Genomic DNA, 22563 nt, shown 5'->3' with positions numbered 1-22563 from the left:
ATTATGAAAGCTTTAGCTGTTGTGACTCCAAGTTTGTTTGAAGTAATTGATGAAAAGAACAAACATTTAATGGAAATAGATGATTTAAAGATTCCTCTTGCTTTAGTAGAAGGTAATGCACCTGAATTTGATCCCGAGTCTGATATTTTTAAAAATTCAGTTTTAGTACAAAAAAAGAGTTTTTCACTAAATTATAGAGATTTAGGAATTATGGAAATGGCGTGGAATTATTTAAAAGACAAAGAAGTAGAAACTTATTATCCTATAGGCTCAGATTTTTCTGGATATGTGATTAAAGTTGGTAAAGATGTAACTCGTTTTTCAATTGGAGATTTGGTAATTGGAGATTGTGCCTTTCCTGATTTTAAGGAAGGTGTGAATCCAGGGATACCTTCTAATCATTCAAGTCGAGAGTTTGAGGTTTATAATCAGCTAAAACTTTGTAAAGTACCTGATTATATTTCAGCTGAAGATGCTGGAGCTCTAAGCATTGGGACACAAACTTCAATGTCTATGCTTAAAAAAGGAGCAATTAAAAAAGGAAACAATGTTTTAGTTACTTCTATCACTTCAAATACCTCTTTTTTTCTATTAAATACATTATGGGGTGAAGACTGTAATGTTTATGGGCTCTCATATTCTGGGGAGAATATCCAAAAAGTAAAAGACCATTTTCCTTTTATTAAGGAAGTCTTTTCAGTTAGTGAGAATAATATTCCAAAAGATATTTTATTTGATGTTGTATTTGATGCTTTTTCAGATACTTATCTAGAATATTTAATTCCTTGTCTTAATTTTAATGCCAGATACGTAACCTGTGGGATTTTTAAACAATCTAGTCATAAAATGATTAATAGTGATGGAGTAAACCTTTCAGCTTTAATAGTTGGTTTAATGATGAAGAATATTAGTTTAATAGGTAATTGTTTAGGCTCTACTCAAGATTTAGTTGAAGGATTACAAAACTATAGAGAAAACAAGATGTTTATTGATACGGTATTTACTGAGGAGAATAGTATTTCTGATTTCATTTCTAGATCCTACAATTTAAATAAAGATAAATTTGGAAAGGTGGTTTTTGTTTATGAAAATAAAAATTAGCATTAGTTGTAACTGAGTCTAAGTTTCTTGTTTGCTATTAGTTTTTCGTTTTATTTCTACAAAAGATTATTTTTAACAATTTATACGGTAAAACCGTAATCAAAAATCTTTTTTCGTATTTACCTTTATGATGTAATTATTCGTGCCTTATTGACTTTTTTGCCCCCATTTCAAACCAAAAACAAACGAATATGAGAAAAATTATTTTAGGTTTTACACTTTTTCTGGTTTTTTTGACTAATGGTCAAACAAAAGGAATAGTTGGAGAAACAAATTGGCTAAAAAATTGGACCAATTTTAAGCCAAAAACAACTGAATACAGCGAAGCTTCAAATGTTTTAGCTGGAGTTGTTAGTAAGGATATGATGCTTTATAAAAAAAACACTTATTTGTTAATGGGTAATGTGTATGTAACAAATGGAGCAACCTTATTTATTGAACCAGGGACAGTGATAAGGGGAGATTTTGAAACAGGAGGAAGTTTAATAATAACAAAAGGTGCAAAAATTATTGCTCTTGGAAATGAGACTGATCCAATTGTTTTTACATCTAATAAACCAAGTTCTGAAAGAAAGCCAGGAGATTGGGGTGGGATAGTTGTAATGGGAGAAGCGACAACAAATAATTTTACAAAAAGATTAGATTTAAATATAGAATCTCAGTACAATAGTTATGGTGGTGGTAAAGATGAAAGTGATTCTGGGATATTGAAATACGTTAGAATTGAATTTGCTGGGAAAAAGGAAAAAAACGCGATTAATAATCAAGGACTTATTTTAGCTGGAGTAGGAAGTAAGTCAATTATTAGTAACATTCAAGTGAGTTTTTGTAATGATGATGCTTTTAGTTTTTGTGGAGGAATTATTTATGCAGAAAATTTGATTTCTTATAAAAACATGAACACTGATTATAATTTTACTGAAGGTACACAATGTATAATAACTAATAGTCTTGCGGTAAGAAATCCTTTTTCTTCTAGAGCTGGAGAATCTAGATGTTTTGAAGTAAAATCGTATGACGTCGCATCAAAAGCTGATTTAAGTAAAAGACTTACGAATGTAATTGCTAATAACATTACCTTGTTCAATGAATTTGCTGAGAATAATGGTCTAGTTAAAGAAGCTATTTTAATAAAAGAAAATTGTTCATTAAATATTAGTAATAGTGTGGTGTCTGGATTTAGTCAAAGTTTGATTTTTGATAAGGGGTTCAAAGTGAAACCAGAGACATTAGCTAAAATAAAATTAAGAGGCATGTTGCTTAATAATTGTGATGGTCATATAGAAAGCGAGCTGCCTGAGTATAACGAAGAAATAAATAGTTGGTATAGTTCCAACAGTAATATAATAGAATATTCTACTATCATGGATGTTGCTTTTTTTACAGAGGTTGACTCAAAAAAAATGCCGGATTATAGAATTAAAGACCCAATCAATACCACTAGATTGGCAACAAACTAAAATTTCCAAAACAAAAATCATCCCTTAAGTAACCTTAAGGGATGATTGCTTTATAGTCTATTTCTAAACCAAACTTTTTGCCATTCTCTTTTTAAAATTAAAAAAGATACTTGTTCTGAAAGTTCATATATATCAGAACCATCGAGACTTTTTATTTGGCTTTCTGGAACATCTATGATGTATAATAAGTTCAGATATTCGGCAAACTTGAACTGTATAAGTTTGTATATCTTTTCTTGGAGTTGAATTTTCAAATCAATTGGAGAAATGTTTGTATCGAAATCCACGCTTTCATTCGCTAATGAAAAATCTTTGTTAATCTGCTCAACTAATTTAAAATACAATTGTTCTTTCTGAGCTTCAGAAAGTAATAAGTCCGTGTTTTTGGGTGCTATAAACATTTTCTAAACTTTTCTTCCCATTAAGTTTTCACCAAAAGCTTTTAGAACTCCTTTTTTCGTGTCTTCTATGTTCATTTTTTCTAGAGTTTGAAAAGCTTTTTCAGTGTATTCTTTTATAGCCTCAAGAGTTGCTTTGCTAGATCCTGTGAGGTTAAAAATATCTTTCACAGAATTAATTTTATCACTATTTTCTTTTGGTTGAATTGAAAATAAATGAAGCAATTGTTCTTTTGTTTCGGTTGTTGCAAATTCTATTGCTTTAAGATAAAGATATGTTTTTTTGTTTTCGATTATATCTCCTCCAACTTGTTTTCCAAAGGTTTCAGGATCGCCAAAAGCATCAAGATAATCATCTTGAAGTTGGAATGCAATGCCTAGATTTAAACCAAAATCATAGATTAATTCAGCATTTTCTTTTGAAGTATCAGCTACAATAGCTCCCATCTTCATGGCAGCAGCGACTAATACTGCTGTTTTGAATTCAATCATTTTAATGTATTCTGGGATTGTCACATCATCTCTTGTTTCAAAATCAATATCCCATTGTTGTCCTTCACAAACCTCTAATGCAGTTTTGCTAAATAATTTTGCGAGCTCTCTGAAAATAATAGGTTCGTATTGTTCAAAATACTGATATGCTAAAATTAACATAGCATCTCCAGAAAGAATACCTGTGTTAATATTCCATTTTTCATGTACAGTTTCGTTTCCTCTTCTCAATGGTGCATCATCCATAATATCATCATGGATCAAAGAAAAATTATGAAAAACTTCTACTGCGGTTGCTGCAGGTAAGGCTTTTTCATAATTACAATTGAATATTTCTGCACTCATCAATGTTAGAACAGGTCTTATTCTTTTACCTCCAAGAGATAAAATGTATTTTATAGGCTCGTATAAGTTTTGAGGTTCTTGGTTGATTGTTAAAGAAGAAAAATGGTTACTTATAACTTCTTGATAATAAGATATGGAATGCATTATTTATTTTTTTGCTAAAATACTTTAAAACTTGCACTTGGCAAAGTTTACTAAAATGTTAAATTTTTGTAAAAACTTAGGAAACTTTTAAAGTGTTAAAAGTTTCCTAAGTATATTTGCATTGAAATTATGTTATAAAGATGACAGCAAATAATTTATTGTTTGATAAAGATCAGTCAAACGTTTTAATCAAAATTAGACGTAGTGTAAATCGTTATCTAAAAACTAATATTAAAGCATCAAATGGTTTTTTGTCTGTTTCAAATGACCAAATTGAAGATTTGCAGCTTGATTTTATTCTGGAAATTGTGTCTAATAATTTCAATTTCATTAAATCTGAAGAAACTTCTCAAATTTCTTTTAAATCCATTTCATTTCAAAAAATTAATCAAACGATGAGTTTTATCAAAGGGTATCTCACGATTAATAATGTAATTAAAGTTGTTGAACTTGAGGTTTCTTTAGTTTCTACTGAAGATGAAGGAACAAACGGAAATGCTTTTATAGAAATTACAGGAATAATAAATAAGAAAGATTTTGGTTGGACTTTACAAGAATATAAAAATTGGGGAGACTTTCCATTGAGTCAAAATGTAAACTTGGTAGCAAATTTAGATTTTAAAAACTTTACAGCGAATTAATAGGGAAAATATGAAAGAGAAGATTATCGCTAAAGCGACAGACATGTTTTTGAAAATGGGCTTTAAGAGCGTAACAATGGATGATATAGCCTGTGAAATGTGTATTTCTAAAAAAACAATTTATAAATTTTTCAGCAATAAGGAAGCGCTAATAGAAGAAGGAACAGCTATCGTAAACAATAAAATAAATTCTTTAATGGATGAGGTTATATCTAAGAACTATAATGCTATTGAAGAAAATTTTAAAATTAGAGAAATGTTCAAAGAAATGTTTCAATCATTAGATCATTCGCCTGCATATCAGTTAAAAAAGCACTATCCGGAAATATGGGATAAAATGATGGCTTCAAAAATTGAAGACTGTAACGAAATGTTTGGACAAAATATCAGTAAAGGTATTGCCGAAGGTTTGTATAGAGATGATGTTAATATTGATGTTTATATAAAGTTCTATTATACTTTGATATTTAGTATAAACGAAAATACTCAACTTGAAAGCGAAGCATTATTACTTGAAAAAGAAGCTTTAGAATACCACACAAGAGCTTTAGCAACTCCAAAAGGAATAGAAGAATTAGAGAAACAATTACAAACTAACTATAAATAATTTTATGAGAAAAATAGTAATATTAATTAATCTAATTTATTTCGCGCAGCTCAATGCGCAAGAGGTGAATAAGAATGATGCAAAACAAAGTTACTCATTCACTTTAAAGCAATCAATTGAGCATGCTTTGCAATATAACTATGCCGAAATAAATGCAGGAAGAGATATAGAGGCTGCAAAAAAGAAAAAGTGGGAAACTACAACTATAGGTCTTCCACAATTAAATGGTAATGTTGGTTACCAAAACAATTTTAAACTGCAAAAATCTGTTGTGCCAGGAGAGTTTTTTGGTGGACCTCCAGGAAGTTTCGCTGAGGTTGAATTTGGTACAAAACATAATATGGGGGCAAGTTTAACTTTGAGTCAATTAATTTTTGATGGTTCTTATTTAGTAGGTTTACAGTCTGCAAAAGTATACCTTCAGTTGTTTGAAAATTCTAAAAAGAAAACAGATTCTGAAATCAAACAAATGGTAATCAGTTCTTATGGGAACGTTCTTTTAGCTCAAGAAAGTATAAAAGTCTTAGAGAGTAATAAGACTATTTTAGAAAAAAACTATAATGATGTTAATCAAATTTATAAAAACGGATTAGCAGAAGAAGAGAGTGTTGAGCAAATAGCAATCACATTATCTACTGTAAATAGTACATTGAATAATGTTAAACGTTCAAGAGAGTTGGCTTTAAAAATGTTAAAAATTAATTTAGGAATAGAATTAGAAGATGAATTAACTTTAACAGATAATCTTGAAACTCTTTCTAAAGAAAATTTAGACTTAGCGATTACCACATCAGAATTTAGTGTCGATAAAAATATTGATTATCAAATGGCAACTAATATGACCGAGCAAAAAAGATTGCTTTTAAAATTAGAAAAAAGTAAAGCTTTGCCATCTTTAGGAGCCCAAGTAAATTTTGGATACAATGCTTTTAGTAATACGTTTAGTTTTTTTAATGAAAACCAAAAATGGTTTAATTATTCAAACTTAGGAGTTGCATTAAATGTGCCAATTTTTAGCAGTTTTGGCAGAAGTGCAAGAACGCAACAAGCAAAAATAGCTTTCGAACAAGCTCAAACAAAACAAAAAGAAGCAGAGCAAATGCTAAAACTTCAATATCAAGCAGCAAAAAGTGATTATGAGTTTAGCGTTGAAGAATATGAAACAGCAAAAAACAACCTAAAACTTGCTGAAAGAATTGAAAAAAAGCAACAAATAAAATTTAAAGAAGGTTTGTCTACAAGCTTCGAGTTTACAGAAGCGCAAAGACAATTATATGCTGCGCAACAAAGCTATTTACAATCAATGGTAAATGTTGTAAACAAAAGAGCTTCATTAGAAAAAATAACAAACTAATCATTTAAATATATCATTCAAAACATGAAAAAAATACTTATACTAACAGTTGTTTCAACTTTATTTATGGCATGTGGAGGCAACGAAAATAGCGCTTCAATCGATGCTTTGATTGAAGCTAAGAATTTAACAGAATTGAAGGCAAAAAGAGCTGCTTTGCAGACAGATTTGTCTAAAATTGATGCAGCATTAGCAACATTAGAAAAAAAATCTGATGAAGCTTTAGTAGAGACTATTGCAGTAAAAGATACTGTTTTCAATCACTATGTTGAAATACAAGGAAATGTTGATACACAACAAAACGTTTTGATTCAACCAGAAATGCCAGGTGCTTTAATCGCTTTAAATGTTAAGGCTGGACAAACTGTTTCAAAAGATCAAGTTTTAGGTCGAGTAGATGATGGAGGAATGAGTCAACAATTAGCTCAAATTCAAACACAATACGAATTAGCTAAAACAACTTTTGAGCGTCAAAAAAGATTGTGGGATCAAAAAATTGGGTCAGAGATTCAATATTTACAAGCGCAAACTCAAATGGTTAGTTTGTCAAAATCAGTTAATCAAATGAAGGCTCAAATTGCGAAAACAATAATCCGTGCGCCATTTAATGGTGTAATCGATGAGGTTTTTGTAGAAAGAGGACAAGTAGTTTCGGCTAGCCCACAAGGCTTAATGCGTATCGTTAATTTAAGCCAAATGTACATAAGTACTGCAATACCAGAAATGTATGTGGGTAAAGTAAAAGTAGGAACTTCAGTTGAGACAAATATTGCTTCTATAGGTAAAACATACATGGGTAAAGTACGTCAAGTAGCTAAAACGATTAATCCTGCTAACAGAAGTTTTGGAATTGAAGTAACCGTTCCAAATCCTGAAGGGTTATTACGTCCTAATCAAGTGGCTAAACTTAAAATAGTAGATTATTCTAATAAATCAGCAATTACAGTTCCTACAAATGTTATTCAGCAAGATGCAAATGGTGCAAAGTATGTTTATGTAGTTACAAATACTGCAAAAAATGCCGGAGTTGCTAAAAAAGCAATTGTTAAGGTAGGACAAAACGCTAATAACAATACAGAAATTTTATCAGGATTAAAAACTGGTGATGTTGTAGTATCAGAAGGAGCAAATACAGTTTCTGAAGGAATGAAATTAACTTTCTAAATCTAAAATTGAAGTTGGCTTAGTGATGATCGGATTTTGTTGGTTTATTATTCAATCTTCAACAAAACCAACTTCAATTTTTAACCCATAAAAAGCAATAATAATGTCGCATCAGCAAAAAGAGTTTGGCATTTCGAGTTGGGCAGTAGACAACCGAGTGACCGTATATATACTTACATTTATTGTGGTTATTACAGGGATTTATGCCTATATAACCATGCCGCGTGAGGATTTCCCTGAAATCATCGAAAACAAGATTTATATTTCATCTATATTCCCTGGAAACTCAGCAGAAGATGTAGAGAAATTAGTAACTAAACCCTTAGAGGATAATATCAAAAACATAAGTGGTGTTAATAAAGTAACATCAAGTTCGTTCCAAGATTATGGAATGATTGTTGCCGAATTTGACGATGATATCACTGTTGATCAAGCTAAAATCTTAATCAAGGACAAAGTAGATGTTTCAAAAGCAGATACTGATTGGCCTACGCTTGATAATGGAAGTAAAGTAGAACCCAATGTCTTTAGTATTAATATTGCAGAAGAGGTGCCAATCCTTAACATCAATCTTAAAGGAAATTATACAGCACAACAGCTAAAAAAATATGGTGAATATCTTGAAGATGAAATTGAAGACATTTCTGAGGTAAAAGCTGTTGATATTTTAGGTGTTGATGACAAAGAAGTTGAAATTGCTGTTGATGTATACAAAATGAATGCAGCGCAAGTGAGCTTTGATGATATTGCTAGTGCAGTAAAGTATGAGAACATGACTTTGTCTGGAGGAAATTTAGTTTCTCAAGGTGCACGTAATAATATCCGAATCATTGGTGAAATTGAAGACCCGTCTGAATTAGAGAATGTAATTGTAAAATCATATGGAGGTACGGTTTATCTAAAGGATATCGCTAAGATTAGTTTTAAAGAGAAAGAAAGAACAACGTATGCTCGTGAAAAAAATCAGGAAGTAGTAATGTTGAATGTTAAAAAGCGTTCAGGTCAAAACATGATTACTGCTATTGATCAAGTAAAAGAAGTAGTTAAAAAAGCTCAAGAAACGGTTTTGCCTAAAAACCTAGAAGTAACTTTAACAAACGACCAATCGTCACGCGTTGAGCATCAAGTAGATGAGTTGTCAAACCACATCATTTTTGGGGTTGTTTTGGTAATGATTGTTTTGATGTTTACTATGGGATTACGTAACTCATTGTTTGTGGGTGCGGCAATTCCTCTATCAATATTTATCGCCTTTACATTACTTCAAGCTATTGGTGTTACCATGAATACAATGGTATTGTTTGGATTAGTTATGGGATTAGGAATGCTTGTAGATGATGGTATTGTGGTGGTCGATAACGTTTTTGCCAACATGCAGAAGGGATTGCCAAGAGTTCAAGCTTCCAAAATAGGTATTGGAGAAATCGCTTGGCCAGTAATATCATCTACTGCAACTACATTAATGGCATTTTTACCATTTGCATTATGGCCTGGTACTATGGGTAAATTTATGATGTATTTCCCATTAACATTGTCAGTAACCTTAGGAGCTTCATTGTTTGTGGCTATGGTTGTAAATGCTGCAATGACTGGTGGTTCTATGGATATTGTAGATAGAAATATTGAATCTAAAGTCTTAAAAAGGAATACAATTATTTTCTTAGTAATAGGTGTATTTTTTGTAGTTATTGGAAATGTTTTTGATTCAAAATTAGGAAGAGCAATTGGTCACTTATCATTGATTGCTGTAGCTATGATGTGGTTGTATTATAAAAAACTATATCAATGGACACAAGATTTTCAACATAGTTTCTTTCCTCGTATGGAGGAAAAGTACAAAGCAATGTTAGCTCGAATTTTAACTGGTAAATCGGCTTGGAGAGCTTTTGGAGTAATTGTGGCTATGTTATTCTTTTCGTTTGTTTTAGTTGGAGTTTTCCCAAGAAAGGTGTTATTCTTCCCTGATAATATTCCTAACCAAGTAATTGCTTATATTGAATATCCGCAAGGAACCGATATTTCTAAAACGAATAAAGCGACAAATTTCGTTGAAAAACAAATTATTGATGTAATAAGTAAATATGTTGATCCTAAAACGAGTGAGAATTATTTAGCAGAATCAATCGTAGCCCAAGTAGGAGTTGGTGCAACCAATCCTCAAGTTGACTTAGGTTCTCAGTCTGAAACTCCTCATAAAGGGAAAGTTACAGTAAATTTTGCTGAATTTAAATTCCGTAGAGGTATTAATACTGCAGATGTTATGGAAGAAGTTCGTGCCAGAATCAAAGCAATTCCAGGAGCGTCTGTTACTGTTGAAAAAGATGCCGCAGGGCCACCAGCGGGTTATCCAATTAGTATTGAATTAACTGGTACAGATTATGACTTGATGCTTAAAGAGGCAGATAAGATGATTGCGTACTTAAATTCTAAAAATATTCCAGGTATTGAGAAGCTAAAAGTAGATATCAATAAAGAAAGTCCAGAATTATCAGTAAAAATTGATCGTGCTAACGCAGGAAGTTTAGGAGCTTCAACTGGAATGGCTGGATTTACTTTACGTAGAGCAGTATATGGACAAGAAATTTCTACTTACAAAGAAGGTGATGATGATTATAACATTGTAATGCGTTTGCAAGAAGACCAACGTAAAAACGAAAGTGTACTGTTTAATCAACCTTTGACATATCGTAATCCAAACAATGGACAAATTATGCAAGTGCCAATTTCGGCGGTGTCAAATACAGAAAAAACAACTACTTATAATCAAATTAAACGTAAAAACTATAAACGTATCATGACCGTATATTCAAACATTTTGACAGGATATAACGGTGATGAGATTACGAAAAGCATTGCTAAAGAATTAGAGAATTACAAGCTTGCTGGAGATATTACTTATGGTTTTTCAGGAGTTCAAGAGGAACAAGGTAAAAATCAAAGTTTCTTATTCTTTGCTTTATTCTTAGCATTGGCTGGTATTACAACAATTATTGTACTTCAGTTCAACTCTGTGTCAAAAACTATGGTTATTATGTTTACGGTACTATTGAGTTTTAGTGGAGTATTCTATGGGTATGTGATAGCAAACATGGATTTCGTTATTTTAATGACCATGATGGGAATAATCTCGTTAGCCGGAGTTGTAGTTAAAAACGGAATTGTATTAATGGACTTCTTTGTCTTGTTAATGGATAAAAAAGTGGCAGATAATGGTCTTGAAAGTCATGATGATTTAACACTTGATCAAATCAAAGAAGTGATTATTGAGTCAGGTAAATCACGTTTACGTCCTGTATTATTAACGGCGCTTACCGCAGTATTAGGTCTAATTCCGCTAGCAATTGGATTAAATTTTGACTTCTTCGGATTAGTTACCGATTTTAATCCACACTTATATATGGGTGGAGATAACGTTATTTTCTGGGGGCCATTAGCATGGACAATTATTTTTGGATTAACATATGCTACTGTGTTGACATTAGTAATGGTGCCAGTTATGTTCTACTTGGTTAAGAGAACTAAATATTGGTTACGTGATAGAAGAGAAAGAAGAAGAAATCTTTCAGAAGCTTAATTATAAATTTAATTAGTAAAAAGGCCAGCTCAATAAGCTGGCCTTTTTTATTAGAAGGTGTATGTTAAACCGATTCCTAAAATTTGTTTTAGTTGAATTCTTGGTCCTAAAGTAACTTGTACTCCATCAACTTCATCTTTAGCTTTGATGTCATCATCATAAATGATGTGTGTGCCAATATTTGCATTGACATATTTGTTTACTACTAAATCTAATTGCAATTGCCAGTTTACATCTATGTTTCCGAAATTGTTAATATAATCAGAATATAAAGCTAATCTGTTTTCCAAGTACATATTAGTGAAAATCTCGTCTTTATGATAGGCTGTAAACAAGGCACCTAGTTCCATTCTTATTTTATCCCCTTTAGAGGTGATTTCACCAGTAATTGGATCATAAGTAGCTTTTGTTACTCCAAAAGCCCCTTCATTGGCTAATCTTTGGTCAAGAACAAAAGTTGTTTTCATTGTTATTGGTGACAAATAGAGATTGAATTTTCTTTCTTTATCAATATATTCAGAACCAGCTCCTAAAAAGACATAAGCAGGGGCAAAGGATTTTGAAATGGCTCTTTCAGTATTTGGATACAAATAACCGTTTGTGAACTGGGTACTAAAATTGAATTTGGCAGAATAAAACCAATTAGAAATAGTATCTCTCCTAAAGCCAAAGGTTGAGTTTAGAGCTAATGCATCATCAGTTTTTCTGACTTTTACTCCATCTTGTTTGTTAATACCATATTTAAAAAGTAACTCATTGTGCCATTTTACAGTTTCTTTTTCATAGATTCTAGTGAATTTACCTTTTAGTAATCCAGAAACAGTATTTACACCACCAGCGTTCCAGTTTAGAAAAGCAACTTGACTTATGTCAAATCCTATTTTATTTTCCTTTTTCCAATAAGTGGTTGAATCGGGAAGTTTAGTTATAATCTCTACTTGTGAAAAAATAAATTGGCTTGAAAAAATAGCAATAAAAAGTAAAAAATGTAATTTTTTATTCATGGTTAATTCGATTTGGTTTGCAAAAATCGAATTTTTTATAAAAAAGTAAAAACGATGAGTGAAATTTAACAAAAAATACAACTCTTAAGAGTTGCATTTTAGTGGAGAATACCGGATTCGAACCGGTCGCCTCTACGCTGCCAGCGTAGCGCTCTAGCCAAATGAGCTAATCCCCCGTTGATTGTAAACAAATATATTGATTTTGATAGAATATATTTATTTTTGTAAAAAAATTACGATATGTCAGCTGATATTACCCTAAAAATTACCGATAGAGAAGGAGTAACACATGAAGTTCAAGCGCCTACTGATATGAATATGAATATCATGGAGGTTGTACGTATGTATGAGTTGGCTCCAGAAGGCACTATAGGTATTTGTGGAGGTATGGCAATGTGCGCTTCATGCCAATGCTATATTTTAAATGATGTTGAATTACCTGAAAAAAATGCTGATGAAGACGCAATGCTTTGGGAAGCTTTTAATGTGAAAGATAATAGTCGTTTAGGTTGTCAAATAAATATTACTCCTGAAATTGATGGACTAGCAGTAGAGTTAGCTCCTGAGAGTTAAATGTAATCCTTCAACGCTTTAGGCCTTTCAAGATATTCTCTAACTATTTGTAAGGTTCCATCGTCACGAGTATCAATAAACCATTTTATAAGAGCTATTTCTCCATTTTCAATTTCAATTCCAGTTATTGAACGAGGGTGAATACAGCTTCCGTCATTAAAATAATTAGCTTCGCTGTCATTTGGTCTTGAAAATCTTGGACGATGTGTATGACCAGTGATTGTAATTTTATTATTGTTTTCTAAAATCCATTTTTTAATTCTGCGTTCAACTTTAATAAGTTCAACATAGTTTTTAGCAGGACTTGTTGGGTCTTTAATTCCCCAAATTTGGAGCGGTTTCCATAAAATACGAACCAAGAATTGATTTATTTTCCAACCTACATAATTCATGAAATCGGCTTGATGACCATGAATTAAAAATAGTTCTTGTTTAGTGTCTTTATGTTCTAGTATGATACTTTCTTGATAGGTAAGTCCTGGCATTAAAGGAACCTTTTGTCCTAAGTTCATATCGAAATATTCAGAGAAATTTTTTTTCACAACATTGGGGTTCCTAAAAATCATATCATGATTTCCCCAAATCATATTTAGTCTATTTTCTAAATAAAATTTTTGAAGTAGTAAATAAATATTTTTATTGGATTCGAATACTTCTTTAAAGAATATGTTTTCCCAAAGTTCATCACCATCACCTAATTCGATGTAATGAAACCCGTTTTTAAAATATTGCGATAAAGCATGAAAAAAAAATGTTTCTGTTATTAGCAAAATCATCAGCATAACTTCCATCACTTCTATGACAGTCGCTAAATAAGATGAATTTGGAATCATCATCAAAAGGAATTCTGATGGCGTTTTTATAAGCTCTGTCTAATCGGTCTTTTGATGATAACATTTAAAGGTTTCAGATTTATGCTAAAGATAATTCTTTTTCTTTAATTGTTTTTTCTATTGCATCCCATAATCCAATTCTTTTTTCTAAAGCTTCAAGTGCAACTTCTTCCATTTCCTTCCATTTTATTGGATCATTTTCAGCCAATTCTTCAATCATTTTCATGGCCATTGGTCCATGTTCATCAGCATCTAATTCAATATGTCTTTCGAAATAATAAATCAGTTTAGAAAGGTTAGTTTCAGGAAAATTAGTCTTAAAATTTCTTAGAATTTCAGTGAACATATTTGGTATTAAATCCTCTCTGCCAAATGTAAAGGCTGAGGCTATTTCATGAGCGTTTCCTTTTTCAATCACTCTAAAAGTAAAGTTTAAAAACTCTTTTATTGCATTGTCAAGAGGACTGTTTTTTATGGCTATAAAAACGTTTTTAGTATCTTCTATGTCAAATAAAAATTGTTCAATTTCAGAGGTGGAAGCTTGACAATCTTGCATAGCTTCAATATACATTTCGTAATGACTCAAGCGTCTTCCGTCTAAACCTAAATCAGATTCTTCTGCTATAACAATTTCGTTAATTAGGTATCTTGTTTCAGGATTTTTGGATGCTTTCCATGGCGTTGTTGTGCAAGTGAGTTTTTGTTGTAAAGCTTTTAATAGCGACATAAAATCCCAAACAGCATATACATGTATTTCTAAAAAAGAATGTAAATCATCAATGGTTTTAATTTTAGAATACAAAGAATGGTTCAACAATTGTTTTTTTTGTTGTTCAATAGACTGATTTATAGATTGTATATTCATGGGGCAATTTTTATAGATATACGAAAAACGTTGAGATTTGGTTTTGTTTTTCACGTTACAAAAATAAAAATGCTTCCTGAATTTAGGAAGCATTTTGTATCAATTTTATCTATTGTTCAATTATTTAAAAGCAGAAAAGCCAGTTACATCCATACCTGTAATTAGTAAATGAATGTCATGAGTTCCTTCATAAGTAATTACCGATTCTAAGTTCATCATATGACGCATGATTGAGTATTCACCAGTAATTCCCATACCACCTAACATTTGACGTGCTTCACGAGCAATTTCGATTGCCATGTTTACGTTATTTCTTTTAGCCATTGAAATTTGAGCAGATGTTGCTCTTCCTTCATTGCGTAAAACTCCTAATCTCCAAGTTAATAATTGTGCTTTAGTGATTTCAGTAATCATTTCTGCCAATTTCTTTTGTTGTAATTGAGTTGCACCAATAGGCTTGTCAAACTGAATTCTTTCTTTAGAATATCTTAAAGCAGTATCATAACAATCCATTGCAGCACCAATAGCACCCCAAGCAATACCATAACGAGCGGAATCTAAACATCCTAGAGGAGCTCCTAATCCTGATTTATTTGGCAATAAGTTTTCTTTAGGAACTTTTACATTATCAAAGATAAGTTCACCAGTTGCAGAAGCTCTTAATGACCATTTGTTGTGTGTTTCTGGAGTTGTAAATCCTTCCATGCCACGTTCAACAATTAATCCATGGATTCTTCCTTCTTCATTTTTAGCCCAAACGACAGCAATTTGTGCAAATGGAGCGTTTGAAATCCACATTTTAGCACCATTTAAAAGATAATGGTCACCCATATCTTTGAAGTTGGTTATCATTCCGCCAGGATTTGATCCATGGTCAGGCTCAGTTAAACCAAAACAACCAATCCATTCTCCAGTAGCTAACTTTGGTAAATATTTCATGCGTTGTTCTTCATTTCCATATTTCCAAATAGGATACATAACCAATGAAGATTGTACAGATGATGTAGAACGTACACCAGAATCACCACGCTCAATTTCTTGCATGATTAAACCATAAGAAATTTGATCAAGACCAGCTCCACCATATTCAACAGGAATATAAGGCCCAAAACCTCCAATTTCTGCAAGCCCTTTTACAATTTGATGTGGGAATTCTGCTTTTTGAGCATATTCTTCAATAATTGGAGAAACTTCTTTTTTTACCCATGCACGTGCCGAATCACGTACTAATTTATGTTCTTCTGTTAGTAAATCATCTAACAAATAATAATCAGGAGATTGAAATAAATCTGGTTTCATAATTAATGCATTATGTGCGACGCAGTTATGCGGAGCAATCTGTTAATAATAGGACACAAAAGTAAGTAAAGATTTTTAACAAATCAATTAAGGAATGTTATAATTTTTAAGGACATTTTTTTTTATAATAGAGACTGTTTGCAAGTTTAGATGTCATTTTGCTTAAATAGTTGGTATTGTTCGTAAATACAAACATGTTATCAATTTTGAGTGAGGTTCAGAACTAAAATTTTAGAAAATATTATCAGATTATTTAACAGTAAACAATTTTTTTATAAATAAATTCGTTTCATATTTGTAAGAAATTACATAAAATTTAATTAAAAAACATGCATTTAGTTAAAAAACTTTTAATTGAGAATAAGTACTCAAATGTTGTAGATGAATTTGAAGATCTATTTTCTTCACATCCCAATTATCCAAGTTTGTTTGCTATTACTGATACATTGAGTTTATTGGGAGTTGAAAATCTTGCCATAAAAATACCTAAAGAACAGTTTGTAGAATTACCGAAAACTTTCTTGACTCTTTATAAGGGAGAATTGGTTTTTTTATCTAAAAGTAATGATTTAATCACTGTTCTAGATGAAAAAGGAAAGAAATTAAAGTTAACTCTCGATGTATTTCTTGGTGATTGGGATCAGATTGTTATTGCTGTAGAACCAAATACAGAAAAGAAAATTGAACTAAAAAAGACTTCAAAATGGGTTTTGTTGGGGCTTCCATTATTATTGTTGATTTTATTGTCTTCTTTTTCCAATGGATATTCAATTAGCTCGATTTTGCTTTTAGGACTAAATGTTTTAGGACTTCTTTTAAGTGTTTTGGTACTACAAGAAAAATTTGGAATAAAAACAGAAATAGTTTCCAAATTGTGTAATATGAATCAAGAAACATCTTGTGATTCAGTTATTAAATCTGATCAAAGTCAGATTACAAGTTGGTTGAGTTTTACAGATTTGCCATTATTGTTTTTTGGATCTAACTTTTTATCACTACTACTGAGCCCAATTTTGTCAGTTAGCATTATATCTGGACTAAGTTTGTTGACTATTCCTTTTTTGATTTATTCGGTTTGGATTCAGAAGTTTAAAATAAAAAAATGGTGTTTACTATGTTTAGGAATTTCAGGAGTTGTGTTGTTGCAAGGACTATTTTTTGTTTTTAACCCATTCATTTTTAATACTTTTACACCGTCAGGATTTGTCTCTTATTTATTTTCAGTAACATTACTTTTTTCAGCATGGTTTTTAATGAAGCCAGTTTTGGAAAAAGAAATTAAAGCTACAAAAGAAGTAAAGGAATTAAAAAGATTTAAGCGAAATTTTAAAGTTTTTAGTTCTCTGACTAAAGAGATTGATTCAAAAAATATTTTGGAAAAATTAAAAGGGATTGAGATTGGAAATTTTGAGGCTACTACTAATATTTTACTTTTCTTGAGTCCTAGTTGTGGACATTGTCATAAAGCTTTTGCAGATGCTTATGAATTATATAAAAAGTATCCAGAGAGCATTTATTTAAAAATCCTATTTAACGTTAATCCAGAAAATGAACAAAACAAGTATAAGATAATTGTTCAAAATTTACTGTATATCAACTCTGTTAATTCTAATAAAGCTAAAGAGGCCTTAATTGATTGGCATATTAATGAAATTGGATTAGACTTATGGAAGGAAAAATGGGGAATTGATATACATGATATGATGGTAAATAATGAAATTTATGACCAGTATAATTGGTGTGTTGAGAACGAATTTAACTATTCTCCTGTGAAGATTATTAACGGAAAGCTTTTTCCAAATGAATACGAAATAGCAGATCTATATTATTTCATGAATGATTTTGAGGAAATAAACAAACTTCAGCACGAAAATATAGCACAGTAAAATATCCCGGCCAGGAGAGGACTGAGTCTCAACAGTCATTAAAGGATTGAGAAATAAAACTATTAAACTATTAATTATGTTAAAAAACATTTTAAAATTAGAAGGTGCTCAAGCATTATCTAAAAATGAGCAAAAAACGATTAAAGGAGGTTTAGCCTGTGGCGTTGATAATAATTATTGTCCAGCAGGTACTAAATGTGTAACGGACTGTCGTTATGAAAACTTATGCAGGCCAATCAGTTATGTTCCATGCTAATAAAGATTTTTTTAAAATAATACGCATAATTTAAATATAAAATATCATGTTAAAAAACATTTTAAACTTAGAAGGTGCTCAAGCATTATCTAAAAATGAGCAAAAATCAGTTAAAGGAGGATTGAAAGATTGTATTGATCCAATGACAGGACAATGTAGATATTACAGTTTGGCTTGTGCTAATCCTTGCCGAATACAGTTAGAACCATAATAAGTTTTACTGAGTTTATTCCCTTGTTTTTTTTAAAGGGATTTTTAAAAACTAAAAAAAAATTAAATCATGTTAAAAAACATTCTAAACTTAGAAGGTGCTCAATTGATAACAAGGGTTGACCAAAAAAAAATTAATGGAGGTATACCAGCTGGTTGTCAATATCAAAGCTGGGAAGGAACTAGCTTGGCTAACTGTAAAGCTACTAGATCAGAAGGATATAATTATTCATATTCATTAGGTATTTGTAAAGCTTATTTTTGTGGTCCATATGTTCCGCCACCGCCATATTAGGATTTAATAATTATAAAAGGGGAATTTTCCCCTTTTTTGTTTAATATAGATTCTCCATTTGTTTATAGAATTTTAGAGATAGTTGATTAAATACGTATAATTTTTTTAAAAAAATGAGTTCCTTTGCAAGTTCTAAAAAGCGACAAATGAGAGCATATTTTTTATACTTCATCTTCTTCTTTACATTTTTTTATTTACCGCTTCAAGCACAAAAAGCTTTTAGTACAAAAGAGTATTCGAATTTTCAAGATGAAATAAGAAGATTGACTAATTCTAACCAAGATAGTGCTTTTGTAATAGCTTTTAGATTAGAAAAATCAACAGATTTAGAACAAAAAATTTTTGCAAAAGGAGCAATTGCTTATCTTTCTCAGTCGAAAGGCGATACTATAATTTCTAACAAAAAAGTAAATGAAGCACTAAAACTTTCGGAGAAAATACCAAATTCAGTTAAGAAAGATAGAACTTTAGCATATCTGTATAATTATATAGGTTTGATGGATTGGCAAAAAGCTAAATTAAGTAATGCTTTGTTGAAACTTAACAAAGGACTGGGTTATTCAATAAAAATAAATGATCTAAGACAAGTCATAAAACTACAAAATAATATTGCAATTATTAATAATGAAATTGGTAATTATCAATTAGCTATTAAATCCTTGAAAAGGTCTGAAAAAATGATTGGGGAAAATAATTTCCTTTTTACAGAAAATGATTTACTAACGACAAAATCTAGTCTTCTTCTAAATTTAGGAAAAAACTATGAGAGCGTTTTTAAGAAGAACCAAAAAGATAAGAAAATTTTAGATTCAGCATTGTTTTATTATAAAAAGGCAATTGCTTATTCAAAGTATTCGATTATGTCTAAAGTTAGGATTCAGATAAATATGGCTGGAGTCTATTTACAATTAAATAAAATCGATTATGCAATAAACATTTATCAGAACATTATTTCAGAATGTATAGAGAACGAACTCTACGATGAATTTTATGTATCATTATACAATTTTGGATATGCTTATTTTTTAAAAGAGGATTATGAAAAAGCTCTGGTTTATTTTTCGAAAGTTGATTCAATTTATGCTACAACTGAGAAAAAGTATCGCAGGGAAGAATATGTAAGTTCAAAATATTATCAGGCTAAAATTCATGAGTTTCAAGGGGATTATGTAAAGGCAACACATTTTGCAAAGACTTATCTTGAAAATCTAGAATCTGAGGAGATGAAATTGATTAATGAAAAAGAAAAAATTAATGGTTTTCAAAATGAACAAGTTTTGAAAAAAGAAATGATTCAAATGCAAGCTAAGTATGAAGTGCAAAATCTTTTTAAAACAATTGCATGGTGTTTGGGTTTAATTACTATAGTGATGTTACTTTACTTTTCAATAAAAAATTATAGATACAGAAAAGTTACCGAAGCTAAGTTTAACGATATAATCGAAAAATATAGAAAGGAAGAAAATTTAGGAATGGAATCTTTAAAATTGAGTTTCCAAGAAGAAAACCAACAAGTGAGCAATCAAGTTGCTACATTAAATCTAGATGAAGAAAAGGAAACTCAGTTATTGCAAAAACTAAAAGATCTTGAAGAGAAAAAAGTTTTTTTAAATCAAGATTTTACATTGCAATTTGTAGCTAAAAAAATTAAAACAAATACAACCTATCTTTCATATATTGTGAATAAAAATTTTGAAAAAACATTTAGTGAATATGCAAATGAGTTAAAAATTAATTATGTCATTAATGAGATGATTACTAATTCATTATATAGGAAATATTCAACTCAAGCCATCGCAGAAAGTGTTGGATATAAAAATGCAGCTTCTTTTGCGAGGTCTTTTAACAAAAAAACTGGACTTAGTCCAGTTCAATTTGCAAAAAAGTTAGATGATGCAAATTATAATTTCTCTTAATAAAAGAGAAGTTATAATTAACTTTAATTTTCGGTATTATTATTAAAGTAAAATTACTTATTTAACTTTTAATAATAACTATAATGGGATTTGAATGGTCGAGGGTTGTGGTGACTGGTACCGACATTGTAGTTCCGCCTGGCCCACCTGGATTATTTGGATCATCCGGGTCACCATCACTTCCATAGCCACCTAGGTCGTCATCACCTCCATCTGTTAATCCTCCTTTTATTAAAGTTTGAAATTTTGTTGATAAAGAATACTTTTCAAACTCACTAATTTTCAATTTGCTGTTTTTCATTTTCATTTCAGAATTAAATTTTTTCAAATTTAGTTAATCATTCAGTTTGTTTTTTAGAATTAAAGGTTTTGCAGCTGCTTGTGGTTTTAGTTCTTTTAAAATCAGTGTTTTATGTACTTAATGACGTAAGCTAATTTATAAATAGTCATACATATAATTTAAAAATTGCAATTGTATTCGTTTTTTTTATTCTCCAAATGCATCAAAATTTGCCCCAGTATTTGAAAATAAACAGAAGGATATATTATGTTAAACATCATTAAAAAATACTTGAATTTAAATAAGTATTATGATCAAAAAGAATTATTTGAAGAGGCTTTTTTATCTCACCCAAATTATCCGAGCTTGTATGCCGTTACAGACACATTGAGTTATTTGGCTATTGATAATTTAGCAGTGAAAGTTCCAAAAGATCAATTTGCAGAATTACCTAAATATTTTTTATCAGTATATAAAGGAGCGCTAGCTTTGATAAAAAAAGATAATTCAGCAGTATTAGTTGAGAGTGAAAAAGGAAAAAGATTAACTATCACTTCTGATGAATTTCTAAGGGAATGGGGTCAAATTGTTGTTGTTATCGAGTCAAATACAGATGTAAAAAATTTTCAAATTAAAAATAGTTATTCAAATGGGGTGTTGTATTTATTGCCTGTCTTATTATTAGTTTTATTATCAACCTTTTCGTTTAATTTTTCAGCCTTTAGTTTCTCTGTGTTAGGACTAACAATAATAGGGTTGTTAGTTAGTGTTTTGATTTTACAAGAAAAATTTGGAATCAAAACAGAAATAGGATCAAAACTTTGTAACGTTAATGCTCAAGCTTCATGTGAATCAGTAATAAGATCAAATAAAAGCGAAATTTTTAAAGGACTAAGTTTTTATGATTTACCCATTCTTTTTTTCGTAATTAATTTTTTAGCACTACTTACAGATCCAAATAATTCGAGTTTACCAATTGTTTGTCTGAGTTTAGTGTCAATTCCTTTCCTAGGTTATTCTATTTGGCTTCAAAAAGCGATTTTAAAAAAATGGTGTTTTTTATGTTTGGTGGTTTCATTAGTCATTCTGATTCAAGGAACACTTTTTTTTTCATATTCAGAGTCTATTAGCAATTTCACTTTTAGTAACTCTTTTGGTTATATACAACCTTCGATTTTAATCATTTCAAGTTGGTTTTTTATAAGACCAATTATTGAAAGAAATGTTCAATTAAAAGATGAATTAAATGTCTATAAACGTCTTAAAAGAAATTTTAAAGTTTTCAAATCTTTTAGCAAGAAGATAGAAATACATGAGGGTTTTGAAAAGTTAAAGGGCATTAAATATGGTGATAGTAATGCATCGATAAGTTTGACTCTTTTTTTAAGTCCAAGTTGTGGTCATTGTCATAAGGCGTTTAAAGACGCTAAGGATTTATTCGAAAAAAATAAAAGCAATGTATACCTCAATATATTATTTAATGTCAACCCTGAAAATAGAGACAATGAGTATTTATCTATTGTAGAAACATTATTGGCTTTAAACTCATCAAATGAAAAGATGGCTAAAGAAGCTTTGGAGGATTGGCACATTAATAACATTAGTTTGATAGAATGGAAAGAAAAATGGTCTTTATCGTCATACAATATGATTATTAATAATCAAATGATGAAACAGTATGATTGGTGCTTAACTAACAAGTTCAATTTTACTCCTGTAAAAATTGTTAATAACAAATTGTTTCCAGATGAATATGAGTTAAGTGATATAAAATATTTCTTAAATGATTTTGAAGAAGAAACTAACACATTAAAAAATAAAGAAAACTTTCAAATTGTATAAAAAAATTCTTGGCCAAGAATAGAC

Annotated in this window: 20 protein-coding genes, 1 tRNA gene and 1 pseudogene; 14 read left to right on the top strand and 8 right to left on the bottom strand. The window is 30.4% G+C overall.

Features of this window, described 5'->3' with window-relative positions:
• Positions 1-3: 3 nt before the first annotated feature.
• Both BUC09_RS00575 and BUC09_RS00570 read left to right on the top strand, forming a co-directional pair.
• Positions 4-1101, top strand: a complete 1098-nt coding sequence (locus tag BUC09_RS00575; protein WP_073307660.1) for an MDR/zinc-dependent alcohol dehydrogenase-like family protein — start codon at positions 4-6, stop codon at positions 1099-1101.
• Positions 1102-1292: 191 nt separating this feature from the next.
• Positions 1293-2561, top strand: coding sequence for a hypothetical protein (locus BUC09_RS00570; RefSeq protein ID WP_073307658.1), 1269 nt, complete (start codon positions 1293-1295; stop codon positions 2559-2561).
• A 50-nt stretch (positions 2562-2611) separates the two neighbouring features.
• On the opposite strand, the gene BUC09_RS00565 is transcribed toward BUC09_RS00570, so the two are convergent.
• Both BUC09_RS00565 and BUC09_RS00560 read right to left on the bottom strand, forming a co-directional pair.
• Positions 2612-2962, bottom strand: coding sequence for a hypothetical protein (locus tag BUC09_RS00565; RefSeq protein WP_073307655.1), 351 nt, complete (start codon positions 2960-2962; stop codon positions 2612-2614).
• 3 nt (positions 2963-2965) lie between these two features.
• Positions 2966-3940, bottom strand: a complete 975-nt coding sequence (locus BUC09_RS00560) for a polyprenyl synthetase family protein (RefSeq protein WP_073307653.1) — start codon at positions 3938-3940, stop codon at positions 2966-2968.
• 140 nt (positions 3941-4080) lie between these two features.
• On the opposite strand from BUC09_RS00560, the gene BUC09_RS00555 reads away from it, so the two are divergent.
• From BUC09_RS00555 to BUC09_RS00535, 5 genes are all read left to right on the top strand, one after another.
• Positions 4081-4581 carry a YceI family protein gene (locus tag BUC09_RS00555; RefSeq protein WP_073307651.1) on the top strand — a complete coding sequence of 167 codons (501 nt, stop codon included), beginning with the start codon at positions 4081-4083 and terminating at the stop codon, positions 4579-4581.
• 10 nt (positions 4582-4591) lie between these two features.
• Positions 4592-5188, top strand: coding sequence for a TetR/AcrR family transcriptional regulator (locus BUC09_RS00550; RefSeq protein WP_073307650.1), 597 nt, complete (start codon positions 4592-4594; stop codon positions 5186-5188).
• Positions 5189-5192: 4 nt separating this feature from the next.
• Positions 5193-6542, top strand: a complete 1350-nt coding sequence (locus BUC09_RS00545; RefSeq protein ID WP_073307648.1) for a TolC family protein — start codon at positions 5193-5195, stop codon at positions 6540-6542.
• A 24-nt stretch (positions 6543-6566) separates the two neighbouring features.
• Positions 6567-7706: an efflux RND transporter periplasmic adaptor subunit gene (locus BUC09_RS00540; protein WP_073307646.1), complete on the top strand. Its 1140-nt coding sequence runs from the start codon at positions 6567-6569 to the stop codon at positions 7704-7706.
• Between the two features lie 103 nt (positions 7707-7809).
• Positions 7810-11280 (top strand): efflux RND transporter permease subunit, encoded by a 3471-nt coding sequence (locus BUC09_RS00535; RefSeq protein WP_073307644.1) that lies wholly within the window; start codon positions 7810-7812, stop codon positions 11278-11280.
• Between the two features lie 50 nt (positions 11281-11330).
• Here the strand turns inward: BUC09_RS00535 and BUC09_RS00530 are convergent, their stop codons facing one another.
• Positions 11331-12284 carry a DUF3078 domain-containing protein gene (locus BUC09_RS00530; protein ID WP_073307642.1) on the bottom strand — a complete coding sequence of 318 codons (954 nt, stop codon included), beginning with the start codon at positions 12282-12284 and terminating at the stop codon, positions 11331-11333.
• Positions 12285-12386: 102 nt separating this feature from the next.
• A tRNA-Ala gene (locus tag BUC09_RS00525) sits at positions 12387-12460 on the bottom strand.
• A gap of 64 nt (positions 12461-12524) precedes the next feature.
• Between BUC09_RS00525 and BUC09_RS00520 the strand changes: the two genes are divergently transcribed.
• Complete coding sequence (locus tag BUC09_RS00520) at positions 12525-12857, top strand: 2Fe-2S iron-sulfur cluster-binding family protein (RefSeq protein WP_073307640.1); 333 nt, start codon at positions 12525-12527, stop codon at positions 12855-12857.
• Here BUC09_RS00520 and BUC09_RS00515 read toward each other — a convergent pair.
• The 3 genes and pseudogenes from BUC09_RS00515 to BUC09_RS00505 all read right to left on the bottom strand — a co-directional run bounded on the left by BUC09_RS00515 (position 12854) and on the right by BUC09_RS00505 (position 15854).
• Positions 12854-13754: pseudogene (locus BUC09_RS00515) on the bottom strand (metallophosphoesterase). The gene BUC09_RS00520 and the pseudogene BUC09_RS00515 sit on opposite strands and share 4 nt — an antisense overlap.
• A 15-nt stretch (positions 13755-13769) precedes the next feature.
• Entirely contained in the window at positions 13770-14555 is a 786-nt protein-coding gene (locus BUC09_RS00510) for a DUF3050 domain-containing protein (protein ID WP_073307638.1), read from the bottom strand.
• Positions 14556-14675: 120 nt separating this feature from the next.
• The gene (locus BUC09_RS00505; protein ID WP_073307636.1) at positions 14676-15854 is read right to left on the bottom strand and encodes an acyl-CoA dehydrogenase family protein; all 1179 of its coding nucleotides are present in this window, start codon (positions 15852-15854) and stop codon (positions 14676-14678) included.
• Positions 15855-16183: 329 nt separating this feature from the next.
• Here BUC09_RS00505 and BUC09_RS00500 point away from each other — a divergent pair, with 329 nt between their 5' ends.
• The 5 genes from BUC09_RS00500 to BUC09_RS00485 all read left to right on the top strand — a co-directional run bounded on the left by BUC09_RS00500 (position 16184) and on the right by BUC09_RS00485 (position 20417).
• Positions 16184-17740, top strand: coding sequence for a vitamin K epoxide reductase family protein (locus BUC09_RS00500; RefSeq protein ID WP_073307634.1), 1557 nt, complete (start codon positions 16184-16186; stop codon positions 17738-17740).
• Positions 17741-17816: 76 nt separating this feature from the next.
• The gene (locus BUC09_RS00495) at positions 17817-17996 is read left to right on the top strand and encodes a hypothetical protein (RefSeq protein ID WP_073307632.1); all 180 of its coding nucleotides are present in this window, start codon (positions 17817-17819) and stop codon (positions 17994-17996) included.
• 46 nt (positions 17997-18042) lie between these two features.
• Positions 18043-18207 carry a hypothetical protein gene (locus tag BUC09_RS14720; protein WP_159432923.1) on the top strand — a complete coding sequence of 55 codons (165 nt, stop codon included), beginning with the start codon at positions 18043-18045 and terminating at the stop codon, positions 18205-18207.
• 69 nt (positions 18208-18276) lie between these two features.
• A complete protein-coding gene (locus BUC09_RS00490) occupies positions 18277-18501 on the top strand; it encodes a hypothetical protein (RefSeq protein WP_073307630.1) in 225 nt (74 codons plus the stop codon).
• 146 nt (positions 18502-18647) lie between these two features.
• Complete coding sequence (locus BUC09_RS00485; protein ID WP_073307628.1) at positions 18648-20417, top strand: helix-turn-helix domain-containing protein; 1770 nt, start codon at positions 18648-18650, stop codon at positions 20415-20417.
• Between the two features lie 61 nt (positions 20418-20478).
• Here BUC09_RS00485 and BUC09_RS00480 read toward each other — a convergent pair whose 3' ends face one another.
• Complete coding sequence (locus tag BUC09_RS00480) at positions 20479-20745, bottom strand: hypothetical protein (protein WP_159432922.1); 267 nt, start codon at positions 20743-20745, stop codon at positions 20479-20481.
• 219 nt (positions 20746-20964) lie between these two features.
• Between BUC09_RS00480 and BUC09_RS00475 the strand changes: the two genes are divergently transcribed.
• The gene (locus BUC09_RS00475) at positions 20965-22539 is read left to right on the top strand and encodes a vitamin K epoxide reductase family protein (RefSeq protein ID WP_073307623.1); all 1575 of its coding nucleotides are present in this window, start codon (positions 20965-20967) and stop codon (positions 22537-22539) included.
• Positions 22540-22563: the final 24 nt, after the last annotated feature.

It is taken from the genome of Flavobacterium terrae, assembly GCF_900142035.1.
In the GTDB taxonomy this organism is placed as follows: Bacteria; Bacteroidota; Bacteroidia; order Flavobacteriales; family Flavobacteriaceae; genus Flavobacterium; species Flavobacterium terrae.
The sequence above is the reverse complement of the archived record's forward strand: the minus strand, read 5'-3'. Positions and strand labels throughout refer to the sequence as shown.

Bases quoted from the DNA above. Each gene is read 5' to 3' on its own strand.
- BUC09_RS00575 (WP_073307660.1), top strand. From the start codon at position 4: ATGAAAGCTTTAGCTGTTGTGACTCCAAGTTTGTTTGAAGTAATTGAT.
- BUC09_RS00570 (WP_073307658.1), top strand. From the start codon at position 1,293: ATGAGAAAAATTATTTTAGGTTTTACACTTTTTCTGGTTTTTTTGACT.
- BUC09_RS00565 (WP_073307655.1), bottom strand. From the start codon at position 2,962: ATGTTTATAGCACCCAAAAACACGGACTTATTACTTTCTGAAGCTCAG.
- BUC09_RS00560 (WP_073307653.1), bottom strand. From the start codon at position 3,940: ATGCATTCCATATCTTATTATCAAGAAGTTATAAGTAACCATTTTTCT.
- BUC09_RS00555 (WP_073307651.1), top strand. From the start codon at position 4,081: ATGACAGCAAATAATTTATTGTTTGATAAAGATCAGTCAAACGTTTTA.
- BUC09_RS00550 (WP_073307650.1), top strand. From the start codon at position 4,592: ATGAAAGAGAAGATTATCGCTAAAGCGACAGACATGTTTTTGAAAATG.
- BUC09_RS00545 (WP_073307648.1), top strand. From the start codon at position 5,193: ATGAGAAAAATAGTAATATTAATTAATCTAATTTATTTCGCGCAGCTC.
- BUC09_RS00540 (WP_073307646.1), top strand. From the start codon at position 6,567: ATGAAAAAAATACTTATACTAACAGTTGTTTCAACTTTATTTATGGCA.
- BUC09_RS00535 (WP_073307644.1), top strand. From the start codon at position 7,810: ATGTCGCATCAGCAAAAAGAGTTTGGCATTTCGAGTTGGGCAGTAGAC.
- BUC09_RS00530 (WP_073307642.1), bottom strand. From the start codon at position 12,284: ATGAATAAAAAATTACATTTTTTACTTTTTATTGCTATTTTTTCAAGC.
- BUC09_RS00520 (WP_073307640.1), top strand. From the start codon at position 12,525: ATGTCAGCTGATATTACCCTAAAAATTACCGATAGAGAAGGAGTAACA.
- BUC09_RS00510 (WP_073307638.1), bottom strand. From the start codon at position 14,555: ATGAATATACAATCTATAAATCAGTCTATTGAACAACAAAAAAAACAA.
- BUC09_RS00505 (WP_073307636.1), bottom strand. From the start codon at position 15,854: ATGAAACCAGATTTATTTCAATCTCCTGATTATTATTTGTTAGATGAT.
- BUC09_RS00500 (WP_073307634.1), top strand. From the start codon at position 16,184: ATGCATTTAGTTAAAAAACTTTTAATTGAGAATAAGTACTCAAATGTT.
- BUC09_RS00495 (WP_073307632.1), top strand. From the start codon at position 17,817: ATGTTAAAAAACATTTTAAAATTAGAAGGTGCTCAAGCATTATCTAAA.
- BUC09_RS14720 (WP_159432923.1), top strand. From the start codon at position 18,043: ATGTTAAAAAACATTTTAAACTTAGAAGGTGCTCAAGCATTATCTAAA.
- BUC09_RS00490 (WP_073307630.1), top strand. From the start codon at position 18,277: ATGTTAAAAAACATTCTAAACTTAGAAGGTGCTCAATTGATAACAAGG.
- BUC09_RS00485 (WP_073307628.1), top strand. From the start codon at position 18,648: ATGAGAGCATATTTTTTATACTTCATCTTCTTCTTTACATTTTTTTAT.
- BUC09_RS00475 (WP_073307623.1), top strand. From the start codon at position 20,965: ATGTTAAACATCATTAAAAAATACTTGAATTTAAATAAGTATTATGAT.